The 16,383-nt window shown below is 43.9% G+C and carries 19 protein-coding genes; 8 read left to right on the top strand and 11 right to left on the bottom strand.

Annotated features, from left to right (window positions below):
* Positions 1-1,080 carry a glycosyltransferase family 4 protein gene (locus AB6E51_RS15170; RefSeq protein ID WP_017063099.1) on the top strand — a complete coding sequence of 360 codons (1,080 nt, stop codon included), beginning with the start codon at positions 1-3 and terminating at the stop codon, positions 1,078-1,080.
* Positions 1,081-1,321: 241 nt separating this feature from the next.
* Here the strand turns inward: AB6E51_RS15170 and AB6E51_RS15165 are convergent, their stop codons facing one another.
* The 3 genes from AB6E51_RS15165 to AB6E51_RS15155 are packed head-to-tail and all read right to left on the bottom strand — an operon-like array spanning position 1,322 to position 3,343.
* The gene (locus AB6E51_RS15165) at positions 1,322-1,531 is read right to left on the bottom strand and encodes a hypothetical protein (RefSeq protein ID WP_017063098.1); all 210 of its coding nucleotides are present in this window, start codon (positions 1,529-1,531) and stop codon (positions 1,322-1,324) included.
* A gap of 3 nt (positions 1,532-1,534) precedes the next feature.
* Positions 1,535-2,302 (bottom strand): glycosyltransferase family 2 protein, encoded by a 768-nt coding sequence (locus AB6E51_RS15160; RefSeq protein ID WP_017063097.1) that lies wholly within the window; start codon positions 2,300-2,302, stop codon positions 1,535-1,537.
* 9 nt (positions 2,303-2,311) lie between these two features.
* Positions 2,312-3,343, bottom strand: coding sequence for a UDP-N-acetylglucosamine 2-epimerase (locus AB6E51_RS15155; protein ID WP_372058111.1), 1,032 nt, complete (start codon positions 3,341-3,343; stop codon positions 2,312-2,314).
* Positions 3,344-3,475: 132 nt separating this feature from the next.
* Between AB6E51_RS15155 and waaA the strand changes: the two genes are divergently transcribed.
* On the top strand, positions 3,476-4,738 hold the full coding sequence (gene waaA, locus AB6E51_RS15150) for a lipid IV(A) 3-deoxy-D-manno-octulosonic acid transferase (RefSeq protein WP_372058099.1): 1,263 nt from the start codon (positions 3,476-3,478) through the stop codon (positions 4,736-4,738).
* A gap of 56 nt (positions 4,739-4,794) precedes the next feature.
* Here the strand turns inward: waaA and AB6E51_RS15145 are convergent, their stop codons facing one another.
* The gene (locus tag AB6E51_RS15145) at positions 4,795-5,508 is read right to left on the bottom strand and encodes a 3-deoxy-D-manno-octulosonic acid kinase (protein ID WP_372058098.1); all 714 of its coding nucleotides are present in this window, start codon (positions 5,506-5,508) and stop codon (positions 4,795-4,797) included.
* A gap of 96 nt (positions 5,509-5,604) precedes the next feature.
* Here AB6E51_RS15145 and AB6E51_RS15140 point away from each other — a divergent pair, with 96 nt between their 5' ends.
* The 3 genes from AB6E51_RS15140 to AB6E51_RS15130 all read left to right on the top strand — a co-directional run bounded on the left by AB6E51_RS15140 (position 5,605) and on the right by AB6E51_RS15130 (position 8,174).
* On the top strand, positions 5,605-6,687 hold the full coding sequence (locus AB6E51_RS15140) for a glycosyltransferase family 9 protein (RefSeq protein ID WP_010433790.1): 1,083 nt from the start codon (positions 5,605-5,607) through the stop codon (positions 6,685-6,687).
* Position 6,688: 1 nt separating this feature from the next.
* A complete protein-coding gene (gene coaD / locus AB6E51_RS15135; RefSeq protein ID WP_017063092.1) occupies positions 6,689-7,171 on the top strand; it encodes a pantetheine-phosphate adenylyltransferase in 483 nt (160 codons plus the stop codon).
* Between the two features lie 250 nt (positions 7,172-7,421).
* Positions 7,422-8,174, top strand: a complete 753-nt coding sequence (locus AB6E51_RS15130) for a glycosyltransferase family 25 protein (RefSeq protein ID WP_016792613.1) — start codon at positions 7,422-7,424, stop codon at positions 8,172-8,174.
* 131 nt (positions 8,175-8,305) lie between these two features.
* Here AB6E51_RS15130 and AB6E51_RS15125 read toward each other — a convergent pair whose 3' ends face one another.
* The 6 genes from AB6E51_RS15125 to radC all read right to left on the bottom strand — a co-directional run bounded on the left by AB6E51_RS15125 (position 8,306) and on the right by radC (position 12,327).
* The gene (locus AB6E51_RS15125) at positions 8,306-9,310 is read right to left on the bottom strand and encodes an NAD-dependent epimerase (protein ID WP_010433784.1); all 1,005 of its coding nucleotides are present in this window, start codon (positions 9,308-9,310) and stop codon (positions 8,306-8,308) included.
* A gap of 91 nt (positions 9,311-9,401) precedes the next feature.
* Positions 9,402-10,211, bottom strand: a complete 810-nt coding sequence (gene mutM / locus AB6E51_RS15120; RefSeq protein ID WP_372058097.1) for a bifunctional DNA-formamidopyrimidine glycosylase/DNA-(apurinic or apyrimidinic site) lyase — start codon at positions 10,209-10,211, stop codon at positions 9,402-9,404.
* A gap of 3 nt (positions 10,212-10,214) precedes the next feature.
* A complete protein-coding gene (locus AB6E51_RS15115) occupies positions 10,215-10,739 on the bottom strand; it encodes a hypothetical protein (RefSeq protein WP_032546317.1) in 525 nt (174 codons plus the stop codon).
* A 204-nt stretch (positions 10,740-10,943) separates the two neighbouring features.
* Positions 10,944-11,111, bottom strand: coding sequence for a 50S ribosomal protein L33 (gene rpmG / locus AB6E51_RS15110; protein WP_002535344.1), 168 nt, complete (start codon positions 11,109-11,111; stop codon positions 10,944-10,946).
* Positions 11,112-11,124: 13 nt separating this feature from the next.
* On the bottom strand, positions 11,125-11,361 hold the full coding sequence (gene rpmB / locus AB6E51_RS15105) for a 50S ribosomal protein L28 (protein WP_004728407.1): 237 nt from the start codon (positions 11,359-11,361) through the stop codon (positions 11,125-11,127).
* Between the two features lie 291 nt (positions 11,362-11,652).
* Complete coding sequence (gene radC / locus AB6E51_RS15100; RefSeq protein WP_017071069.1) at positions 11,653-12,327, bottom strand: DNA repair protein RadC; 675 nt, start codon at positions 12,325-12,327, stop codon at positions 11,653-11,655.
* A gap of 223 nt (positions 12,328-12,550) precedes the next feature.
* Between radC and coaBC the strand changes: the two genes are divergently transcribed.
* From coaBC to lpxL, 3 genes are all read left to right on the top strand, one after another.
* Complete coding sequence (coaBC, locus tag AB6E51_RS15095) at positions 12,551-13,792, top strand: bifunctional phosphopantothenoylcysteine decarboxylase/phosphopantothenate--cysteine ligase CoaBC (protein WP_065584549.1); 1,242 nt, start codon at positions 12,551-12,553, stop codon at positions 13,790-13,792.
* A 139-nt stretch (positions 13,793-13,931) separates the two neighbouring features.
* The gene (gene slmA, locus AB6E51_RS15090) at positions 13,932-14,522 is read left to right on the top strand and encodes a nucleoid occlusion factor SlmA (RefSeq protein ID WP_004741428.1); all 591 of its coding nucleotides are present in this window, start codon (positions 13,932-13,934) and stop codon (positions 14,520-14,522) included.
* 39 nt (positions 14,523-14,561) lie between these two features.
* The gene (gene lpxL, locus AB6E51_RS15085) at positions 14,562-15,542 is read left to right on the top strand and encodes an LpxL/LpxP family Kdo(2)-lipid IV(A) lauroyl/palmitoleoyl acyltransferase (RefSeq protein WP_372058096.1); all 981 of its coding nucleotides are present in this window, start codon (positions 14,562-14,564) and stop codon (positions 15,540-15,542) included.
* Between the two features lie 77 nt (positions 15,543-15,619).
* On the opposite strand, the gene pyrE is transcribed toward lpxL, so the two are convergent.
* Positions 15,620-16,261 carry an orotate phosphoribosyltransferase gene (gene pyrE / locus AB6E51_RS15080; protein ID WP_017059267.1) on the bottom strand — a complete coding sequence of 214 codons (642 nt, stop codon included), beginning with the start codon at positions 16,259-16,261 and terminating at the stop codon, positions 15,620-15,622.
* Positions 16,262-16,383 lie beyond the last annotated feature (122 nt).

The following is a 16,383-nucleotide window of genomic DNA, read 5'->3' as shown; positions in this document are numbered from 1 at the left end:
ATGAAAATTCTTATTGCTAGTTCTTACTACCATGCTCGAAATAGCGTACGCCCTGAAGCCGAAATGTTTGTTGAAATGGTAAAGCAAGGCCATGAGGTAACAGTTATTACCCAAGGAGATGCAGAATACACTCAACGGTTTAGAGAGTGTGGTGTGAAAGTTATTGATGCATACCCTAATAAAAAGATTTGTTTAAAAACTATCAGGACTTATAAGAAAGAACTTAAAAATAAAAGCTATGACATCTTTTATGCATTTAATTCCAAAACAATCCCAAACGCGGCGTTTGCTTGTATTGGTACAGAAACCAAATTAATCACATATCGCGGGACTACGGGCGGCCTATATCGCCATGATCCTTCCGCTTACCTTACTCACCTACACCCAAAAGTCAGCGGCATTGTTTGCGTATCAAAAGCTGTTGCTAACGACGTGAAAAAGAGAGCTTGGTGTGACAAAGAAAATGTAGTAACTATTTATAAAGGTCATGAACTAAACTGGTATACTGTTCAAGCAAATAAGCCGGAAGAATTTGGCTTAGATTCAAGTAAAGTCATTGCTGTATGTGCCGCGCATGTAAGGCCAAGTAAAGGGATTGATGTTCTAATTGAGGCTACACGCTTTGTTGAAAACCCTGACTTCCACCTCCTTTTAATTGGCAGTGGTTACGAGCCTTACTTTGATATGGCCCAAAAAAGCCCTATGTCGGAGAGAATCCACTTCATTGGTCACAGAAAAGATGTTCCATCGATAATGGCAATGGCTGACTTTCAAATCCAGCCATCGATCAGTGGGGAAGGCCTTCCAAGAACGATCGTTGAAGCCATGGCTAATGGGACACCATCAATCGTAACGACAACAGGTGGCTCTCCAGAGCTAATTGAAGAAAACGAAACTGGTCACATTGTTCCCGTAAAAAACGCTCAGTTATTAGGTGAATCAATAAACAATATGGCAAATAATAAAGAACAATGCGTGGAGATGGGACGTAAAGCAAAGATCAGACTTCAGCGCTACTTTTCGTCATCAGAAACAGTAAAACAGCACATTAACTTTTTTGAAAAATTAACTAAGAAATAATTTAATGCTATTAGGGTAGGGGAAATGATTTAACCTACCCTAACAATTGAGTTTTTATCTTTGATAATTTTATTTATCACTTCTTTTCGAATCTTAACTATCGCATTTAGTTGTTCCGAAGAACTCAACTGGTAATTGTTCTTGTCATTGGCTAAGGGGTTTAACCCTAATCTTTTTCCGTTCTAGACCACCTTACACCACAAGTAGTACATTTATCAGATAACTTAGGGACACTCTACCCTCATACGCCTGATGAGAAGATAATAACTTCGTCCGCACCTGAAAGAGTTTTATTTAATCGCTTCTCCGTCAAAATCGTCCCTATGCCTAAAAAATAACGAGAGCTATCTTCTACAATCAAGTCACCAAACAGTTGTGGCCATAGCCAAGGGTTAAGATCATCCCCTACATTGTAAGTATCTGACAGGCAGTACTCTAATTTAAAAGCCACTGGTTAACTCCTTTCTTTTTCGATAAGCCACAAGCCGACATATTTATTGAAATTCACCTGAGCGTAAGTCATAGCCATAATGAAACCGACACTACCATCCATAAAGCCACGACGGATAATGTACACAAGGAAAAACGTCCACATCGCTCGAAGTAGAGCAAGGAATAAGCCGTGTGATTTCTTGCCTTTACGATGGTATTTTTGGGAGCCAAGCCAAGCGTACTGCGCTGCTTTATCTAAACCATGGCCATAATCGCGATGGGTGTAATGAAGAAGAAACCCCTTCAATATCCCTGTAGAGCCTTGCTCCGGAACGACGGTCTCGTGAACCTCGTCTAACGTATATCGAGAGCCTTCTCTCTTAAACAGTCTTAATACTGCACGAGCACTGCGGCCATGTTTTAGAGTCGTGCCATAAAGAGTCACTCCCCAAGGAAGTTTATAAGCAGTGTGCTTGATTTGATCTTGTTTTAATAGTTCAACAAGAGCGTCGCTCATCTCTTTATCGAGAGCTTCGTCAGCATCAATTGATAGCACCCAATCACATGTCGCTTTATCTAGCGCTCGCTGTTTTTGCTTACCAAAGCCAGGCCAATCTGTGATTGTCACGTTATCTGTATATTTTTGGCATATCTCAACGGTTGCGTCCGTTGATCCGCTGTCTAACACAATTAGCTCATCGGCAATATCAACCACAGATTTTAGGCAAGTTTCAATTCGGTCTTCTTCATTCTTGGTAATAACAATGACAGACAGGGTATGTTTTCTCATTATTCAGCCCTAGAATTTCCAATAGTTTAATGATTTGCGGATTTTAAAGTTACGAATCCAATTTTTTGGTTTTTTATCCTGCCAACCGCTTTCTAGCACATCCGTAATAGCACTCAGAACTCTCGCTGAGGATTGACCGTCCAAATATGGCGTTATTGACGGACCATAATTAGCAATGGCTTTATCTCTTGTTTCATCAGGCAGCATAGCTTGTTGAATTGCTGATTCTAACTGCTCTGCTTGGGTAATATTGATGAAGCTCGCTTGAGGCTCTCGGTTATTTACCGTAACAACCGGCTTATTGAGCAACAAGAATTCCTGAAATATCGATGAGTTGTCACACACCATAACATCAGCACGATGCTGCATTTCAATCACTCGATCATTGTCGAAGAACAGAAGGTTGTCCCCTTCCAACGCCTGGTATTTTTCTCGTGTCTCTTGCTTCATTTTAGGATGCAATGTGACTAACCATTGCCACTGGCTCAGTTTGCTTAGGCGCTTAAGCTCTTCATAAACCAATTCAGCACAGGATAAACTTGGCGAAAAAGTGGAAGCGAATAGAATTTGAGGTCTTTCAAAATGCTTGTCACTGGTTTGATAATTAAACAAGCTATCGAGCTTCAGCCACCCGGTCTCTTTAACTTGAAAATAGCCGCGCTGCTTAGCTAGCGGCTCAAGCGAGCTTGTTCTTTCATGGCCTTCGGTGCAATACAAATCAAATAGACCACGTTCAGGATATAAGTTCCCTCGTTTGCTCTCGTTCAAACCGTGAAACACTTGCACCTTCAATCCAGGGATAAAAGCAGGAACGCGATCCCCTGGCACTAAAACAGCCGAAGGATTATAGGCGACAGCTTCTGTCAAAGAGACACACTGCTCTTGATCCAGTAAAAGATGTTCAGAAGCACCTTCCCCAACGAGTAACCACTTTACATCGTGGCCAAGTTGCTTCGCGTAGTTATAAAATGGACGAAGAATAGCAAATGAGTAGTTTTGCTCGACATAGAGCAAGAAACGATAGGATTGATCGGTTTGAATAAGCGATGAGATAGAGTTCACCATTTCCGTTTGAAAGTGTCACTAAGCATTTAATTATAACGCTCTTTACTTTCGAGATTGAAGAAAATACTCTTCTCATTACTGATTTTACCCTCTGGTGTCACTGTTCTTATGCTTATACGACTTATATACACTCTTATATTGTCATTGGCCTCTCCACTACTCCTCTATGGGCTTTATAAGAGCAAACCCGGCAAACCAAGTTTCGGCAAGCGCTGGAAAGAACATTTCGGCATTACGCCGCAAATTCAAGGTAAAAGCCCTATCTGGATTCATGCGGTGTCGGTTGGTGAATCTATTGCTGCGATACCTATTATCAAACAACTAAAGCAGCGAGATCCAAATCAAGCCATCATCGTTACCACGACAACCAGCACAGGTGCAGAGCAAATAGACAAGTTTGGTAGTTTGGTCGAACATCGTTACATGCCTATTGACTTTTCTTGGTGTGTAAGAGGCTTCCTTAAGTCAGTAAAACCAAAGCAAATGTTGATTATGGAAACAGAACTTTGGCCAAATACACTGCATTGCGTCGCGAAAGCTGGAATCCCCATTTCGGTACTCAACGCTCGCCTATCTGAACGCTCGTGCCAGCGTTATGCTAAATTCCAAGCCGTTTTTGATCTCTTAGCCAAAAATATCTCTCAAGTACTTTGCCAATACCCAAGTGATGCTGAGCGTTTTATACGATTAGGGTTAGATAAAGCATCTGTGCATGTGACTGGGTCGATCAAGTTTGATATTGAAGTTTCAGCTGAACAAGTATCAAAAGGCAAAGCGTTACGTGAACAAATTGGCTTTGAACGCTGTGTGTGGATAGCAGCCAGCACTCATCAAGGCGAAGATGAAATTATCTTAGACGCTCATAAACAGCTCCTTAAAGACAATCCTAATACTTTGTTGATGATTGTGCCTCGTCATCCAGAGCGATTTAATCAAGTGACGGAACTGGCTAAACAGCAAGAATTCAACACCATCACTCGAACAAGTCAACAACCTATCGCCTCTGATGTTGAAGTGTATATTGCTGATACGATGGGAGAAATGTTGACCTTACTCGGTGGTGCTGATGTGTGTTTTATGGGAGGAAGCCTTGTAGGCGATAAGGTAGGTGGCCACAATCTTCTAGAACCAGCAGCCCTACAACTACCTTTATTGAATGGTCCTAGCTACTTTAACTTCAGCGAGATCACAGACAAGCTACTGGAAGCCAATGCCGTGGTTATATGTCAAGATAGCCAAGATATCGCAGGCCAACTCCAACGACTGTTCAAACAATCAGAGCTGCGCAAAACTAAAGGCTTAGCGGCTTATCAAGTAGTTGAGCAGAACCGAGGGGCGTTGGATAAAACCTTGGCATACATTCTTAATTAATGACCATTCTTAGCTAATGGCCTTCTTAGCTAGTCACCACTCTTAACTAACAGCAACTAACCTTGGTAGCCTTGCAATAACGGTTCCCAATCCGACTCTTGCCATTGAATCTGGCGCTTGTTCACTTCTTTTAAGAACGAGCGCTTTAAGCGATTCAAGTTGCCTTCTTTCCAGTCATCACCCGCTTGCTGACCACACTTATCAAAGTCAATAATCCACACCCTTTGCGAGTCATCAAGCAGGATATTATGAATGTTGAGATCGGTATGATTAACCCCAGCATCGTGCATCTTGCGTACCTCTTGGCCAATTCGACGATAAACATCCGCATCTATCGGGCCATTGACCAAGACATCAACCAGATCTTTGGCATTGGGAATTCGTTCAGACATTAAGTCCGCTCGATAAAGTAGTCCGCTTTTAATGGCTCTAGCAGCAATGGGCTTCGGTACATTCACACCTGCGTTTGCCAATATCTTTAGGACATTAAGCTCCATAGCGCAGCGAGTACTCTCCCAATCAGAGAAACGATATTGGTCTTCGACTAGCTTCCCAAACAATCCGCCACGGCGATAATGGCGCAATGCGGCCTGTATTCCATCAAGCTGAATGAACCATGTGGTACCGCGCCCTTGAGCACTGCCTGAAATGGCGTCTTGTTGCTGCCAATATTCAGCCTCAAAAATCTGAGCGATATCGCCCTCTGGTACCTGAGCCAAAAGTTCAGGGTCGTACCAAATTGTTTGGTTCTTGGTGCTAATCGTTTCCATCTATGAGGCCTTTGGGTCGCTTTTCGTCATTGCTATTTTACAACTAATGCGAGTATCTGCATAATTCTGATGTTATTCACTTTTTTCGGGCACTTTATGTCACTGTTCTCAACTGCACCTCAATCTCTTTGCATACTTCGCCTCTCCGCGATTGGCGATGTTTGTCATGCTATTTCTGTGGTTCAAGCCATCCAGAAGCAGTGGCCTGAAACGAAAATCACTTGGATAACGGGCAAAATAGAAGCCATGCTGATCGGTGATCTACCCGGTATTGAGGTGATTGTTTTCGATAAGAAACAAGGCTTCAAAGGAATGCGTGAATTATGGCGTCAGCTATCTGATCGTAAATTTGATGCACTTCTGCATATGCAAGCCGCACTCAGAGCCAGCGTGCTATCTTGGGGGATAAAGGCGAAGTGCAAAGTGGGATTTGGCAAAAACCGTACTCGTGAAATGCAGTCACTCTTTACCAACCACCATCTACCTATTTCAGATAAGTTTCATGTGTTGGATAACTTTGCCGAATTTGCTCGCTACATTGGTGTCCCCTTCGATAAGCCTCAATGGGATATCCCTTTAACACCTGAAGATGAACAACTCGCAATTAGCACCATGGCAGACAAGCCGACCTTGGTTATCTCCCCAGCGGCAAGCAAAGATTCACGCAATTGGTTAACTGAGCGATATGCAGCTATTGCTGATTATGCTGTCGAACAAGGCATGCAAGTGGTGTTATGTGGTTCTCCGGCACCAAGAGAAGTTAACCTTGGTAGCGACATCGAAAAATTATGCCAGTCGCCAGTAACCAACTTGATTGGCAAAACGAACTTGAAGCAACTGACTGCCGTACTGAAACATGCAACGGTGGTATTGGCACCTGATACTGGCCCAGCCCACTTGGCAACTACGCAGTCAACGCCTGTAATCGGCTTGTACGCGCACAGCGACCCTCGTAGAACAGGACCTTACAACGATCTCGATATCGTAGTGAGTGTTTATCAACAGCACGTAGAAGCACAACAAGGTAAACCAGTCGCAGACCTTCCATGGGGAACCCGTGCTAAAGGCGATGATCTGATGAAAGACATCACACTCGATATGGTAAAGCAGCAACTCGATAAGGCCTTAAACTCTAGTAAAGCACCGAATTCGAACACTACATTAAGCAAGGACAGCTAAAATGAGCACACACGTTATTTATCCAGGAACGTTTGATCCGGTGACCAATGGCCACCTTGATATCATTGTTCGTGCCGCTAGCATGTTTGACCATATCACTGTTGGAGTAGCAGCGAGCCCAAGTAAAAAAACCATGTTTGAATTAGATGAACGTGTAGAGTTGTTACGTGATGCGGTGTCTCACTTACCTAACGTGTCTGTTGAAGGATTTTCGGGGTTACTGGTCGATTTTGCTAAACAGCAGCAAGCGAATGTGTTGGTGCGAGGCCTAAGAACAACCATGGATTTTGAGTACGAGTTTGGACTCACTAGCATGTACCGCAAGTTACTACCAGGGCTTGAAAGCGTGTTCCTTACCCCTTCAGAAGAATATGCTTTCCTCTCTTCAACCATTGTTCGTGAAGTCGCTATACACGGCGGGGATATTAGTCAGTTTGTGCCACAAAAAGTAGCAGACGAAATCACAATAAAAACAGCCAAGTAGTTCTCTTTATCTACTCCGAAAAATAAAAATAGCGCTCAGTGAGCGCTATTTTTATTAATACCTATAATTTAATCCGCCCCGAGCACGATCTTTCCGACACTACAGAACCACTAATAGTCAATCAGCCATACTGCCTCAACATTCTTGAAGCCCGTCACAACCATAATCGCTAAATAAGTGAACCGTTATTACAAAAATCCAGGCGAGTGTTACTATGATTCACTATAAATAAACACATCAATATAGCTTTATGAAATCATACTGTATTACCTTAAAAGCAAACCATTGTAGGCAAAAATCAACAGCTAACGCCCTTAAGGATGCTCAGGTTGATTTTGAGTTTTTTATCGGAGTGGATGCACGAACCGATGAACATCCTCTACTAACAAGAATTCACGATAGAGCTTTTTTACACAATATGGGTAGACCGCATGCAATTGGGGAAGTGGGGTGTTATGCAAGCCATTATCTTATTTGGCAAAAATGCATAGAGTTAAATGAACCCATTTTAGTCTTCGAAGATCATGCCGATATTGATATCGATATATTTCGCAATACTTTGACTATCGCCGAGCAGCATATTGAGCAGTGTGGTTTTATTCGCTTACAAGACAGTAAGAATAGACTACATTATTCAGTTGATAAGTACGATACACAGCATCTTGTAAAGTATTTGAAAGTTCCTCAAGGAACCGCCTGCTATGCTATATCTCCCAAAGCGGCACAAGCTTTCATCGAACAAAGTTCAACTTTTAATTATCCAGTTGATGTATTCTTAAGGAATACTTGGATTCATAAGCACCCCATGTTTGGTGTTTCTTCTGCTGGATTACAGCGTAGTAAACGGCCGTCAATTATCGGTAGTCGTAAACATAAAGGTAGAAAAGACTATTCTGTCGCCTTTATGAAGATTGTGAACAAAATAAAGAGTATGGCACTTAATCTATCAACAAACCTTTATCACCTTGCAGTACTAGATAAAGAGTTCAGACCAAAATTCTAGGTCTAGGAAAAGTACACTCACATTAAATTGCCCCCTCTCTTTATACTTATACTTATACCTAAAAAGCAATCATGCGATTACCTATAAAAATAGCGCTCATTGAGCGCTATTTTTATAAGAGAAACTAACTCTTATAGTGAGTAGTAAGCTTTATACCAATCCGCGAAAGCTTTCGCGCCTTCTTGGATCTTCACTTGAGGTTTATAACCAACCGCTTCAAACAAATCTTCCGTATCAGCGTAAGTCGCGTACACATCACCAGGCTGCATTGGCATGAAGTTCTTTTTCGCTTCAACACCTAGAGCACCTTCTAATGCTTCGATGTAGTCCATTAATTTAACCGGGCTGCCGTGACCGATGTTAAACACGCGATACGGAGCAGAACTGGTTGCTGGTGACCCTTGCTCAACGGTCCAATCTGGTTGCTTGGCTGGTATACGATCTTGAACACGAATAATACCTTCAACGATATCATCGATATAAGTGAAGTCACGCATCATGTCGCCATTGTTATAGATATCGATCTCTTTACCCGCCACGATTAGATTCGCAAACTTGAACATCGCCATATCAGGGCGACTCCAAGGGCCGTAAACCGTAAAGAAGCGAAGACCTGTCGTTGGTACGTCGTATAAATGAGAATAGGTATGCGCCATCAACTCATTCGACTTCTTAGTCGCGGCGTACAGTGAAATCGGGTGATCAACACTGTCTGCTGTATGAAATGGCATTTTTTGATTCAAGCCATAAACGGAACTCGATGAAGCATAAACGAGGTGTTCAACCTTATTATGGCGACAACCTTCAAGAATAGCTAAGTGACCGACAAGGTTGCTATCGGCATACGCCATTGGGTTATCAATTGAGTAACGAACGCCAGCTTGCGCTGCTAAATGAATCACACGGTCAAATTTTTGCTCAGCAAACAGCTTCGCCATGCCCTCTCTATCAGCAAGATCCAGCTCAATAAAGGTCAGGTTTTCATGTTCGATACGTTTAAGGCGGTCATGCTTTAAAGAGACTTCGTAGTAGTCATTCAAGTTATCAATACCGACAACCTCATGGCCTGCTGCGCATAGTCGCTCTGACACTGCAGATCCGATAAAACCGGCAACGCCAGTTACTAAATATTTCATTCTACTATTCTCAATTCATATCATTAATGTAATTGTAGCGACTAGCACTTATATCTACTAGCAGTAAAAAGTGAACGCGCGTTCAGTTTTTTTATACTTGGCACTCTTCACAAAAGAACGTATTCCGCTGCCCTATTTTCAACTCTTGAATCAGAGCTTCACAGCTTGGGCACTTTTCACCCGCTTTCCCATACACTTGTAGCTCTTGAGCAAAGTATCCAGGTTTACCATCCGCCTGTGCGAAATCTTTTAGGGTAGTGCCGCCTTGCTTGATGGCGGTGGCGAGCACTTGTTTGATCTCTTTGGTCAACAAGACCCACTCTTCTTTTGTCACTTTGCTTGCGGGACGCAAAGGGTTGATACGTGCAGAAAATAGCGCTTCGTTGGCGTAGATATTTCCGACACCCACCACCACTTTGTTGTCCATGATGAATTGCTTGACGGCAACCTTACGCTTTTCTGCCTTCTCGGCTATGTAGTCAGCATTAAAGTCATTAGTTAGCGGTTCAGGGCCAGATCCAAGTAACACTGGATGTATTTCATCAGGAGCAGACCACAGCCATGCACCAAAGCGGCGAGGGTCGTTATAGCGCAGTACTTTGCCGTTGGTGAGCTTAAGATCCACGTGATCGTGTTTTGCTGCCGGGAAATCGGCATCTAACACGCGCAGTGAGCCAGACATACCAAGGTGAACAATGGCAGTGCCAGTATCCGTTTCAATCAATAGGTACTTTGCACGGCGCGAGATAGATCGAATCACCTGCCCTTCTAATGCTTTGAGCTCTTGTGGGATATCCCAACGCAGCTTAGGCGTGCGAAGGGTAAGCGTTTTAATGGTCTCGCCGACTAAATGAGGTGAGATCCCCATACGGCTTACTTCGACTTCGGGTAATTCAGGCATAATCTAGTCGTCCGATTTAGAGGAGTGGTTAGCGTTAAAGCTTGGAAACAGGTAGCTCTCTTCAATAGACACCGCCAACCACTGATCATTCCAGTTTTTTAACAACCAGAACTCAGGCAATTGATAATAGGTAATACGCTGGGGCTCTTCTTGGTCTTGATACCATACTTCGATGGTGTGTGGTGTATTTAACCGAGGCGTAAGGTCTGTGTAGGTCTGTGAGTCGACTTCCGTGCCCACAAGCTCTTTCCAACGTTGTGACAGCTCTTGTGCATTGGTGGCTTGAGGAAAGTCAGTATCTTCGAACTGGTAAACCCATTGATTATCTTGTTGAATGACAGACCACTTAGCAAAGTGTAACGCTTGAAGCTTTGCTGTTGGGTTCAGGAGATAAGGATAAGGGCTATCAACCTGCGGTTCAGGCTCGATAAGGTACGCTTTGATCAATGTTGGAAGGTTTAACACGCCAATAAAAGCGATCACACTGAACATGAGTATGTTGTTCCACCGGCGTCCACGATATCTCATCTGATTCTGCTCATCTAACCTATTGAACATTCAGTATATCGTGAAAGTGGCAATACTTTCTATGTTGTACAGATTTCTATCTATCAGAGGCTATATCAAGCAAGAATAATTGAGTTCCTCAAATTTTAGATATAAAAAAACCCAGCGATTAAACTGGGTTTTTCAATTCTTTCTTCTACTGAAGAAGAGCAAAAAAAGCATCAATTACTTGATTTTAGCTTCTTTGTACATAACGTGTTGGCGAACTACTGGATCAAACTTTTTGATCTCAAATTTGCCTGGCATGTTACGCTTGTTCTTATCAGTTGTGTAGAAGTGACCAGTACCTGCAGAAGATACTAGACGAATTTTCTCACGAATGCCTTTAGCCATTGCTTAATTCCTCTTAAACGTTTTCGCCACGTGCACGGATATCAACAAGAACAGCATCGATGCCTTTCTTATCAATGATACGCATGCCTTTAGCAGTTAGACGTAGTTTAACAAAACGTTTTTCGCTCTCTACCCAGAAACGATGAGTTTGTAGGTTCGGCAGAAAACGGCGCTTAGTAGCATTGCGTGCGTGTGAACGGTTGTTACCCGTTACTGGACGCTTACCAGTTACTTGGCATACTCGGGACATGAATGTCTTCTCCAATCGTTTCAGCTCGATATCAACCTTGGTGGCCGAACCTCTCTATCAATTAAAATAGAAGGTAAAAACCGTTATGGAAAATCCATACAAGGCTATCAAAGGTCGCGCATTATACTAACTTGACACGCATTGCTCAAGACCCGAACAGATCCTTTTTACGGATTTCGTGATCTTTTTTTGTGCAGCGCAGCTTGCTTGAGTAATCAGAGCTGATTTTAGGTCTAAAAATGTGGCCGGAATAATAGCAGATTTAACGCAACTAACAACCTAAAATGTGATTCAAATCCATCCACGCTCTGCAAAAGAGACAACTTCGCCATCTCCAACGACAAAATGGTCGAGAACTCGGATGTCCACCAGCGCTAATGCGTCGGTTAATCGGCGTGTAATCCGCCTATCCGCTTGGCTGGGCTCAGCAACACCTGAAGGATGGTTATGAGCTAAGATTAATGCCGCCGCATTATGATGAAGTGCCCGTTTAACCACTTCCCGTGGGTAAACCGATGCGGCATCGATGGTTCCTTCAAACATCACCTCGTCCTTTATTACCCTATTTTGGTTATCGAGGAACAATATATAGAAGGCTTCTCGCTGGCGATCACGCAACATGCTCGAAAGATAAAGCTTAGTATGGCTAGGGCTCGTAAGCGCATCTCCACGAGATAAAGTCTCTGCTAGATAACGCTGCGTCATCTCTAATACAGCCTGCAATTGAACATACTTGGCCTGCCCCATCCCTTTATGAGCACAAAACTCTTCCTGTGTTGCTGAAAAAAGATGACGGAGTGAGCCAAAGTCTTTGATCAACTTGTCAGCGAGTTCCAACACGTTCATTCCTTGTGTCCCTGTTCGCAGGAATATCGCGAGCAGTTCAGCATCACTCAAAGAATCAGGCCCTCTATTTAACAACTTTTCTCTCGGCATCGATTCGGCAGGTATTTTATCTATTGGCATATAAAGACAATCATTGGTCATGAACACAACCCATCACCTTAATGAGATCGTAATCAGAGATCCTTCGATAGAGATCAAAGGAAACGAGACACTAACAAAATCGTGTAATTGATAAGTTTGATAACACCAACTTGATGAGCGTCAACTCTGTTCGAGTTCTGCTTCTAGGCACTTATCCTTTGTTCTGATATCGTAAGTCGCAGAGAAATTAAGGAACAGAATCATGCAAACATTGGTTAATCAACTGGATAACGCTGACCTACAAGGCCTGGCTGGGAAAAAAATCCTACTTGGCATTAGTGGTGGTATCGCTGCGTATAAATGTGCCGAACTGACTCGACGCTTAATTGAACGTGGAGCGCAAGTACAAGTCGTGATGACGAATGCAGCCAAGGAGTTCATTACTCCTCTCACCATGCAAGCCGTCTCTGGAAGGCCAGTGTCTGATAGTTTGCTTGATCCTGCTGCTGAGGCTTCCATGGGGCACATTGAGCTCGCAAAGTGGGCTGACTTGGTATTACTAGCGCCAGCAACCGCAGACCTGATTGCTCGTATGACAGCGGGCATGGGTAACGACCTACTGACCACTTTGGTTTTAGCAACCGATGCGCCAGTTGCGGTATCTCCGGCAATGAACCAACAAATGTACAGCCACCCTGCCACTCAAGAGAACATTGCGACACTAAAACGTCGTGGTTGTGAAGTTTGGGGGCCAGCGGCTGGCGAGCAAGCGTGTGGTGATGTCGGTATGGGTCGTATGTTAGAGCCAATGCAGCTCGTGCATCGCTGTGAAGACTTCTTCCAACCTAAGCCACTTGCTGGCCGTTCTGTGCTTATTACTGCAGGCCCGACTCGTGAAGCGATTGACCCGGTGCGTTACATTACCAACCACAGCTCGGGCAAGATGGGCTATGCACTGGCTGAAGCAGCCGCGAAACAAGGCGCAACAGTGACTCTAATCAGCGGCCCTGTTTCATTAGCAACGCCAAATAAAGTTAATCGTATTGATGTCGACAGCGCACAACAGATGTTTGATGCCGTTACTGCTAACGCTTCTCAACACGATATTTTCATCAGCTGCGCCGCAGTTGCCGATTACCGCCCTGAGACCATTGCAGACCAAAAGCTTAAAAAGGTCGACGGTAAAGACGACATGACCATTCAAATGGTTAAAAACCCAGATATTGTCGCTTCTGTCGCTTCAATGACCGAAGGTCGCCCATTTACTGTCGGCTTCGCAGCAGAAACTCAAGATGTTGAGAAGTACGCACGCGGCAAACTGGAAAGAAAGAACCTCGACATGATCTGCGCCAACGATGTCTCTGTCGAAGGCCAAGGCTTCAATAGCAGTAGCAATGAGCTGCACCTTTATTGGAAAGGCGGCGATAAATCTCTGCCACTGGAAAGCAAAGACACACTTGGTTTCCAGATCCTCGATCAGATCCAACAGCTTATTAATGTATAAACGCACAAATTTGCTCTGATAATCTGCTGACACCTCTCGATTCTGTTGACCTAGGGCTTACAAAACTAGGAAACAGAATTGAATGGTGTTTATAATCCTTCTTCACTCAATCCTCATCTTTAGGAAAGGAAGTAAATAGATGGCTGGTACTCGAAAATCAAACCGTCGTGAAGAAATCCTACAAGCTCTCGCACAAATGTTGGAATCGACCGAAGGTGCTTCTCGTATCACAACGGTAAAGTTGGCCAAGCAAGTGGGTGTTTCTGAAGCTGCGTTATACCGCCACTTCCCAAGCAAAGCCCGCATGTTTGAAGGCCTGATCGAGTTCATTGAAGAAGCGTTGATGTCTCGAATCAACCGCATTCTGGATGAAGAGAAAGACACGCTAGAGCGCATACGCCTAGTACTACAACTTATCTTAGTTTTCTCAGAACGTAACCCAGGCCTGACTCGAATTTTATCTGGTCATGCTCTAATGTTTGAAAATGAACGCCTGCGTGATCGCATCAACCAACTTTTCGAACGCATTGAGACGCAACTTCGCCAGATCCTGCGTGAAAGAAAGCTTCGTGAAGGGAAATCATTCCCGGTTGATGAGAAAATCTTAGCCGCTCAACTGCTCGGTCAAGTTGAAGGCAGCTTGAATCGATTTGTTCGCTCAGACTTCAAATATCAACCAACAGAAAACTTTGATGCTTATTGGGCACTGCTAAGCGCTCAGATTAAGTAGCAATCAAATTAAGTGGCAATCAAATCTTAAGTGATGGTTATGACGACGAAAACTTCTTCAGCAAACGGCACAGCACAACACGTGATTACTAAGCCGCCTTTTACTCTAGCTCTACTTCACCCTAAATATTGGGGTGTATGGTTTGGTTTTGGGTTATTGGCGCTTATTGTTAACGTTCTCCCTTATCGCCTCTTACTGCTGTTAGGCCGATCGTTAGGCTCTTTGGGTGCTCGCTATGGTAAAAAGCGCGTCGCGGTAGCAACACGTAACTTGGAGCTCGCCTTCCCAGACAAGACAGCAGATGAAGTCGCGGCAATGGTCAGTGAGAACTTTAAGAACACAGGTATGGCACTCATCGAAACCGGCATTACCTGGTTTTGGCCTACGTGGCGCTTCAAGCGCATCCTAGTAGATAAAGACACCCAAACACTGCGTACGCACAAAGCTAACGGTAAAGGTGTTCTTCTATGCTGTGTGCATGCCTTAAATCTAGAGATCACTGCGCGAGCAATGGCTGTATTAGGTATTTCTGGTTTAGGTGTTTATCGCCCGCACAACAATCCGGCTTATGAATTCATTCAATACCGTGGTCGTACTCAGAACGGCAACCGCCTGATTCACCGTAAAGACGTGAAGCGTATGATTCGAATCCTGCGCCAAGGTGAGATCCTTTTCTACCTACCGGATCATGATTACGGTCGTAACAAGTCTGTGTTTGTGCCTTTCTTCGCAGTAGAAGATGCATGTACTACAACAGGCACTAGTATTCTGGCTTATACGAGCCGATGCGCACTTGTTCCGGGTTCTGGTTTTAGAAATGCCGATGGCAAGTATGAGATCATGGCCGATGAATCGATCGAAGATGACTATCCACAGAAAGATGAGAAAGCGGCTGCCGCCTACATGAACCGCTACCTTGAGAAGATTATCTTAAGAGCACCAGAACAGTGGATGTGGCTGCACAAGCGCTTTAAGACCATGGAAGACCCAGAAGTGGAGCGCGGCATTCGTTATAAATAATGAATACTGAACCAAAAGAAAAGGGGCTGATGAATCATCAGCCCCTTGTGCATTCTATAGTCTAATTACGAGTAGTATTAGATGCCGTATTGAGCGCGGTACGCTTTTACTGACTCTAGATGTGCTGCGTCTGTGCCTTTCTCTTCAAGGAAAGTCACCAAGTCAGTCAGGCTAACGATTGAGATAATCGCACAACCGAAGTCACGCTCAACTTCTTGAATCGCAGACAGTTCGCCTTTGCCCTTCTCTTGACGGTCGATAGCAACAAGCACGCCCGCTAAATCAGCGCCATTTGCTTGGATGATTTCCATCGACTCACGAATCGCAGTACCTGCAGTGATCACGTCGTCCACTAACATGATGCGACCTTCAAGCGCGCTACCGACAAGGTTGCCACCTTCACCGTGGTTTTTCGCTTCTTTACGGTTGAAGCAGTAAGGCGTGTCTACATCGTGGTGATCCGCTAGTGCAACCGCTGTCGTCGTTGCAATTGGGATACCTTTGTATGCAGGACCAAATAGTACATCAAACTCAATGCCAGAATCAGCCAATGCTGCTGCGTAGAAGCGACCTAAGCGCGCTAGGTCACGACCTGTATTAAACAATCCAGCATTGAAGAAGTAAGGGCTCTTGCGGCCAGACTTTAAAGTAAACTCACCAAACTTAAGTACTTCTTTCTCTAGTGCAAATTCAATAAATTCACGTTGATATGCTTTCATGCTCATCCTCTAAATTAATTTACTTTCCAGTTCCTAACTTCCAATCGCTCAGGAAGCTAACAATGATGTATTTTCTAAATAGATAGCTCTACAACAAGGCAGCAAGGTTTTTCAGCCCTATG

The organism is Vibrio sp. 10N.247.311.47 (genome assembly GCF_041467535.1).
Lineage (GTDB): Bacteria > Pseudomonadota > Gammaproteobacteria > Enterobacterales > Vibrionaceae > Vibrio > Vibrio crassostreae_C.
The sequence above is the reverse complement of the archived record's forward strand: the minus strand, read 5'-3'. Positions and strand labels throughout refer to the sequence as shown.

What these genes read in the sequence shown, in the direction of transcription:
- AB6E51_RS15130 (WP_016792613.1), top strand. Translation starts at nt 7,422, where the DNA reads ATGAAATCATACTGTATTACCTTAAAAGCAAACCATTGTAGGCAAAAA.
- coaBC (WP_065584549.1), top strand. Translation starts at nt 12,551, where the DNA reads ATGCAAACATTGGTTAATCAACTGGATAACGCTGACCTACAAGGCCTG.
- lpxL (WP_372058096.1), top strand. Translation starts at nt 14,562, where the DNA reads ATGACGACGAAAACTTCTTCAGCAAACGGCACAGCACAACACGTGATT.
- AB6E51_RS15160 (WP_017063097.1), bottom strand. Translation starts at nt 2,302, where the DNA reads ATGAGAAAACATACCCTGTCTGTCATTGTTATTACCAAGAATGAAGAA.
- AB6E51_RS15145 (WP_372058098.1), bottom strand. Translation starts at nt 5,508, where the DNA reads ATGGAAACGATTAGCACCAAGAACCAAACAATTTGGTACGACCCTGAA.
- AB6E51_RS15170 (WP_017063099.1), top strand. Translation starts at nt 1, where the DNA reads ATGAAAATTCTTATTGCTAGTTCTTACTACCATGCTCGAAATAGCGTA.
- mutM (WP_372058097.1), bottom strand. Translation starts at nt 10,211, where the DNA reads ATGCCTGAATTACCCGAAGTCGAAGTAAGCCGTATGGGGATCTCACCT.
- pyrE (WP_017059267.1), bottom strand. Translation starts at nt 16,261, where the DNA reads ATGAAAGCATATCAACGTGAATTTATTGAATTTGCACTAGAGAAAGAA.
- AB6E51_RS15115 (WP_032546317.1), bottom strand. Translation starts at nt 10,739, where the DNA reads ATGAGATATCGTGGACGCCGGTGGAACAACATACTCATGTTCAGTGTG.
- slmA (WP_004741428.1), top strand. Translation starts at nt 13,932, where the DNA reads ATGGCTGGTACTCGAAAATCAAACCGTCGTGAAGAAATCCTACAAGCT.
- radC (WP_017071069.1), bottom strand. Translation starts at nt 12,327, where the DNA reads ATGCCAATAGATAAAATACCTGCCGAATCGATGCCGAGAGAAAAGTTG.
- rpmG (WP_002535344.1), bottom strand. Translation starts at nt 11,111, where the DNA reads ATGGCTAAAGGCATTCGTGAGAAAATTCGTCTAGTATCTTCTGCAGGT.
- coaD (WP_017063092.1), top strand. Translation starts at nt 6,689, where the DNA reads ATGAGCACACACGTTATTTATCCAGGAACGTTTGATCCGGTGACCAAT.
- AB6E51_RS15125 (WP_010433784.1), bottom strand. Translation starts at nt 9,310, where the DNA reads ATGAAATATTTAGTAACTGGCGTTGCCGGTTTTATCGGATCTGCAGTG.
- AB6E51_RS15140 (WP_010433790.1), top strand. Translation starts at nt 5,605, where the DNA reads ATGTCACTGTTCTCAACTGCACCTCAATCTCTTTGCATACTTCGCCTC.
- rpmB (WP_004728407.1), bottom strand. Translation starts at nt 11,361, where the DNA reads ATGTCCCGAGTATGCCAAGTAACTGGTAAGCGTCCAGTAACGGGTAAC.
- waaA (WP_372058099.1), top strand. Translation starts at nt 3,476, where the DNA reads ATGCTTATACGACTTATATACACTCTTATATTGTCATTGGCCTCTCCA.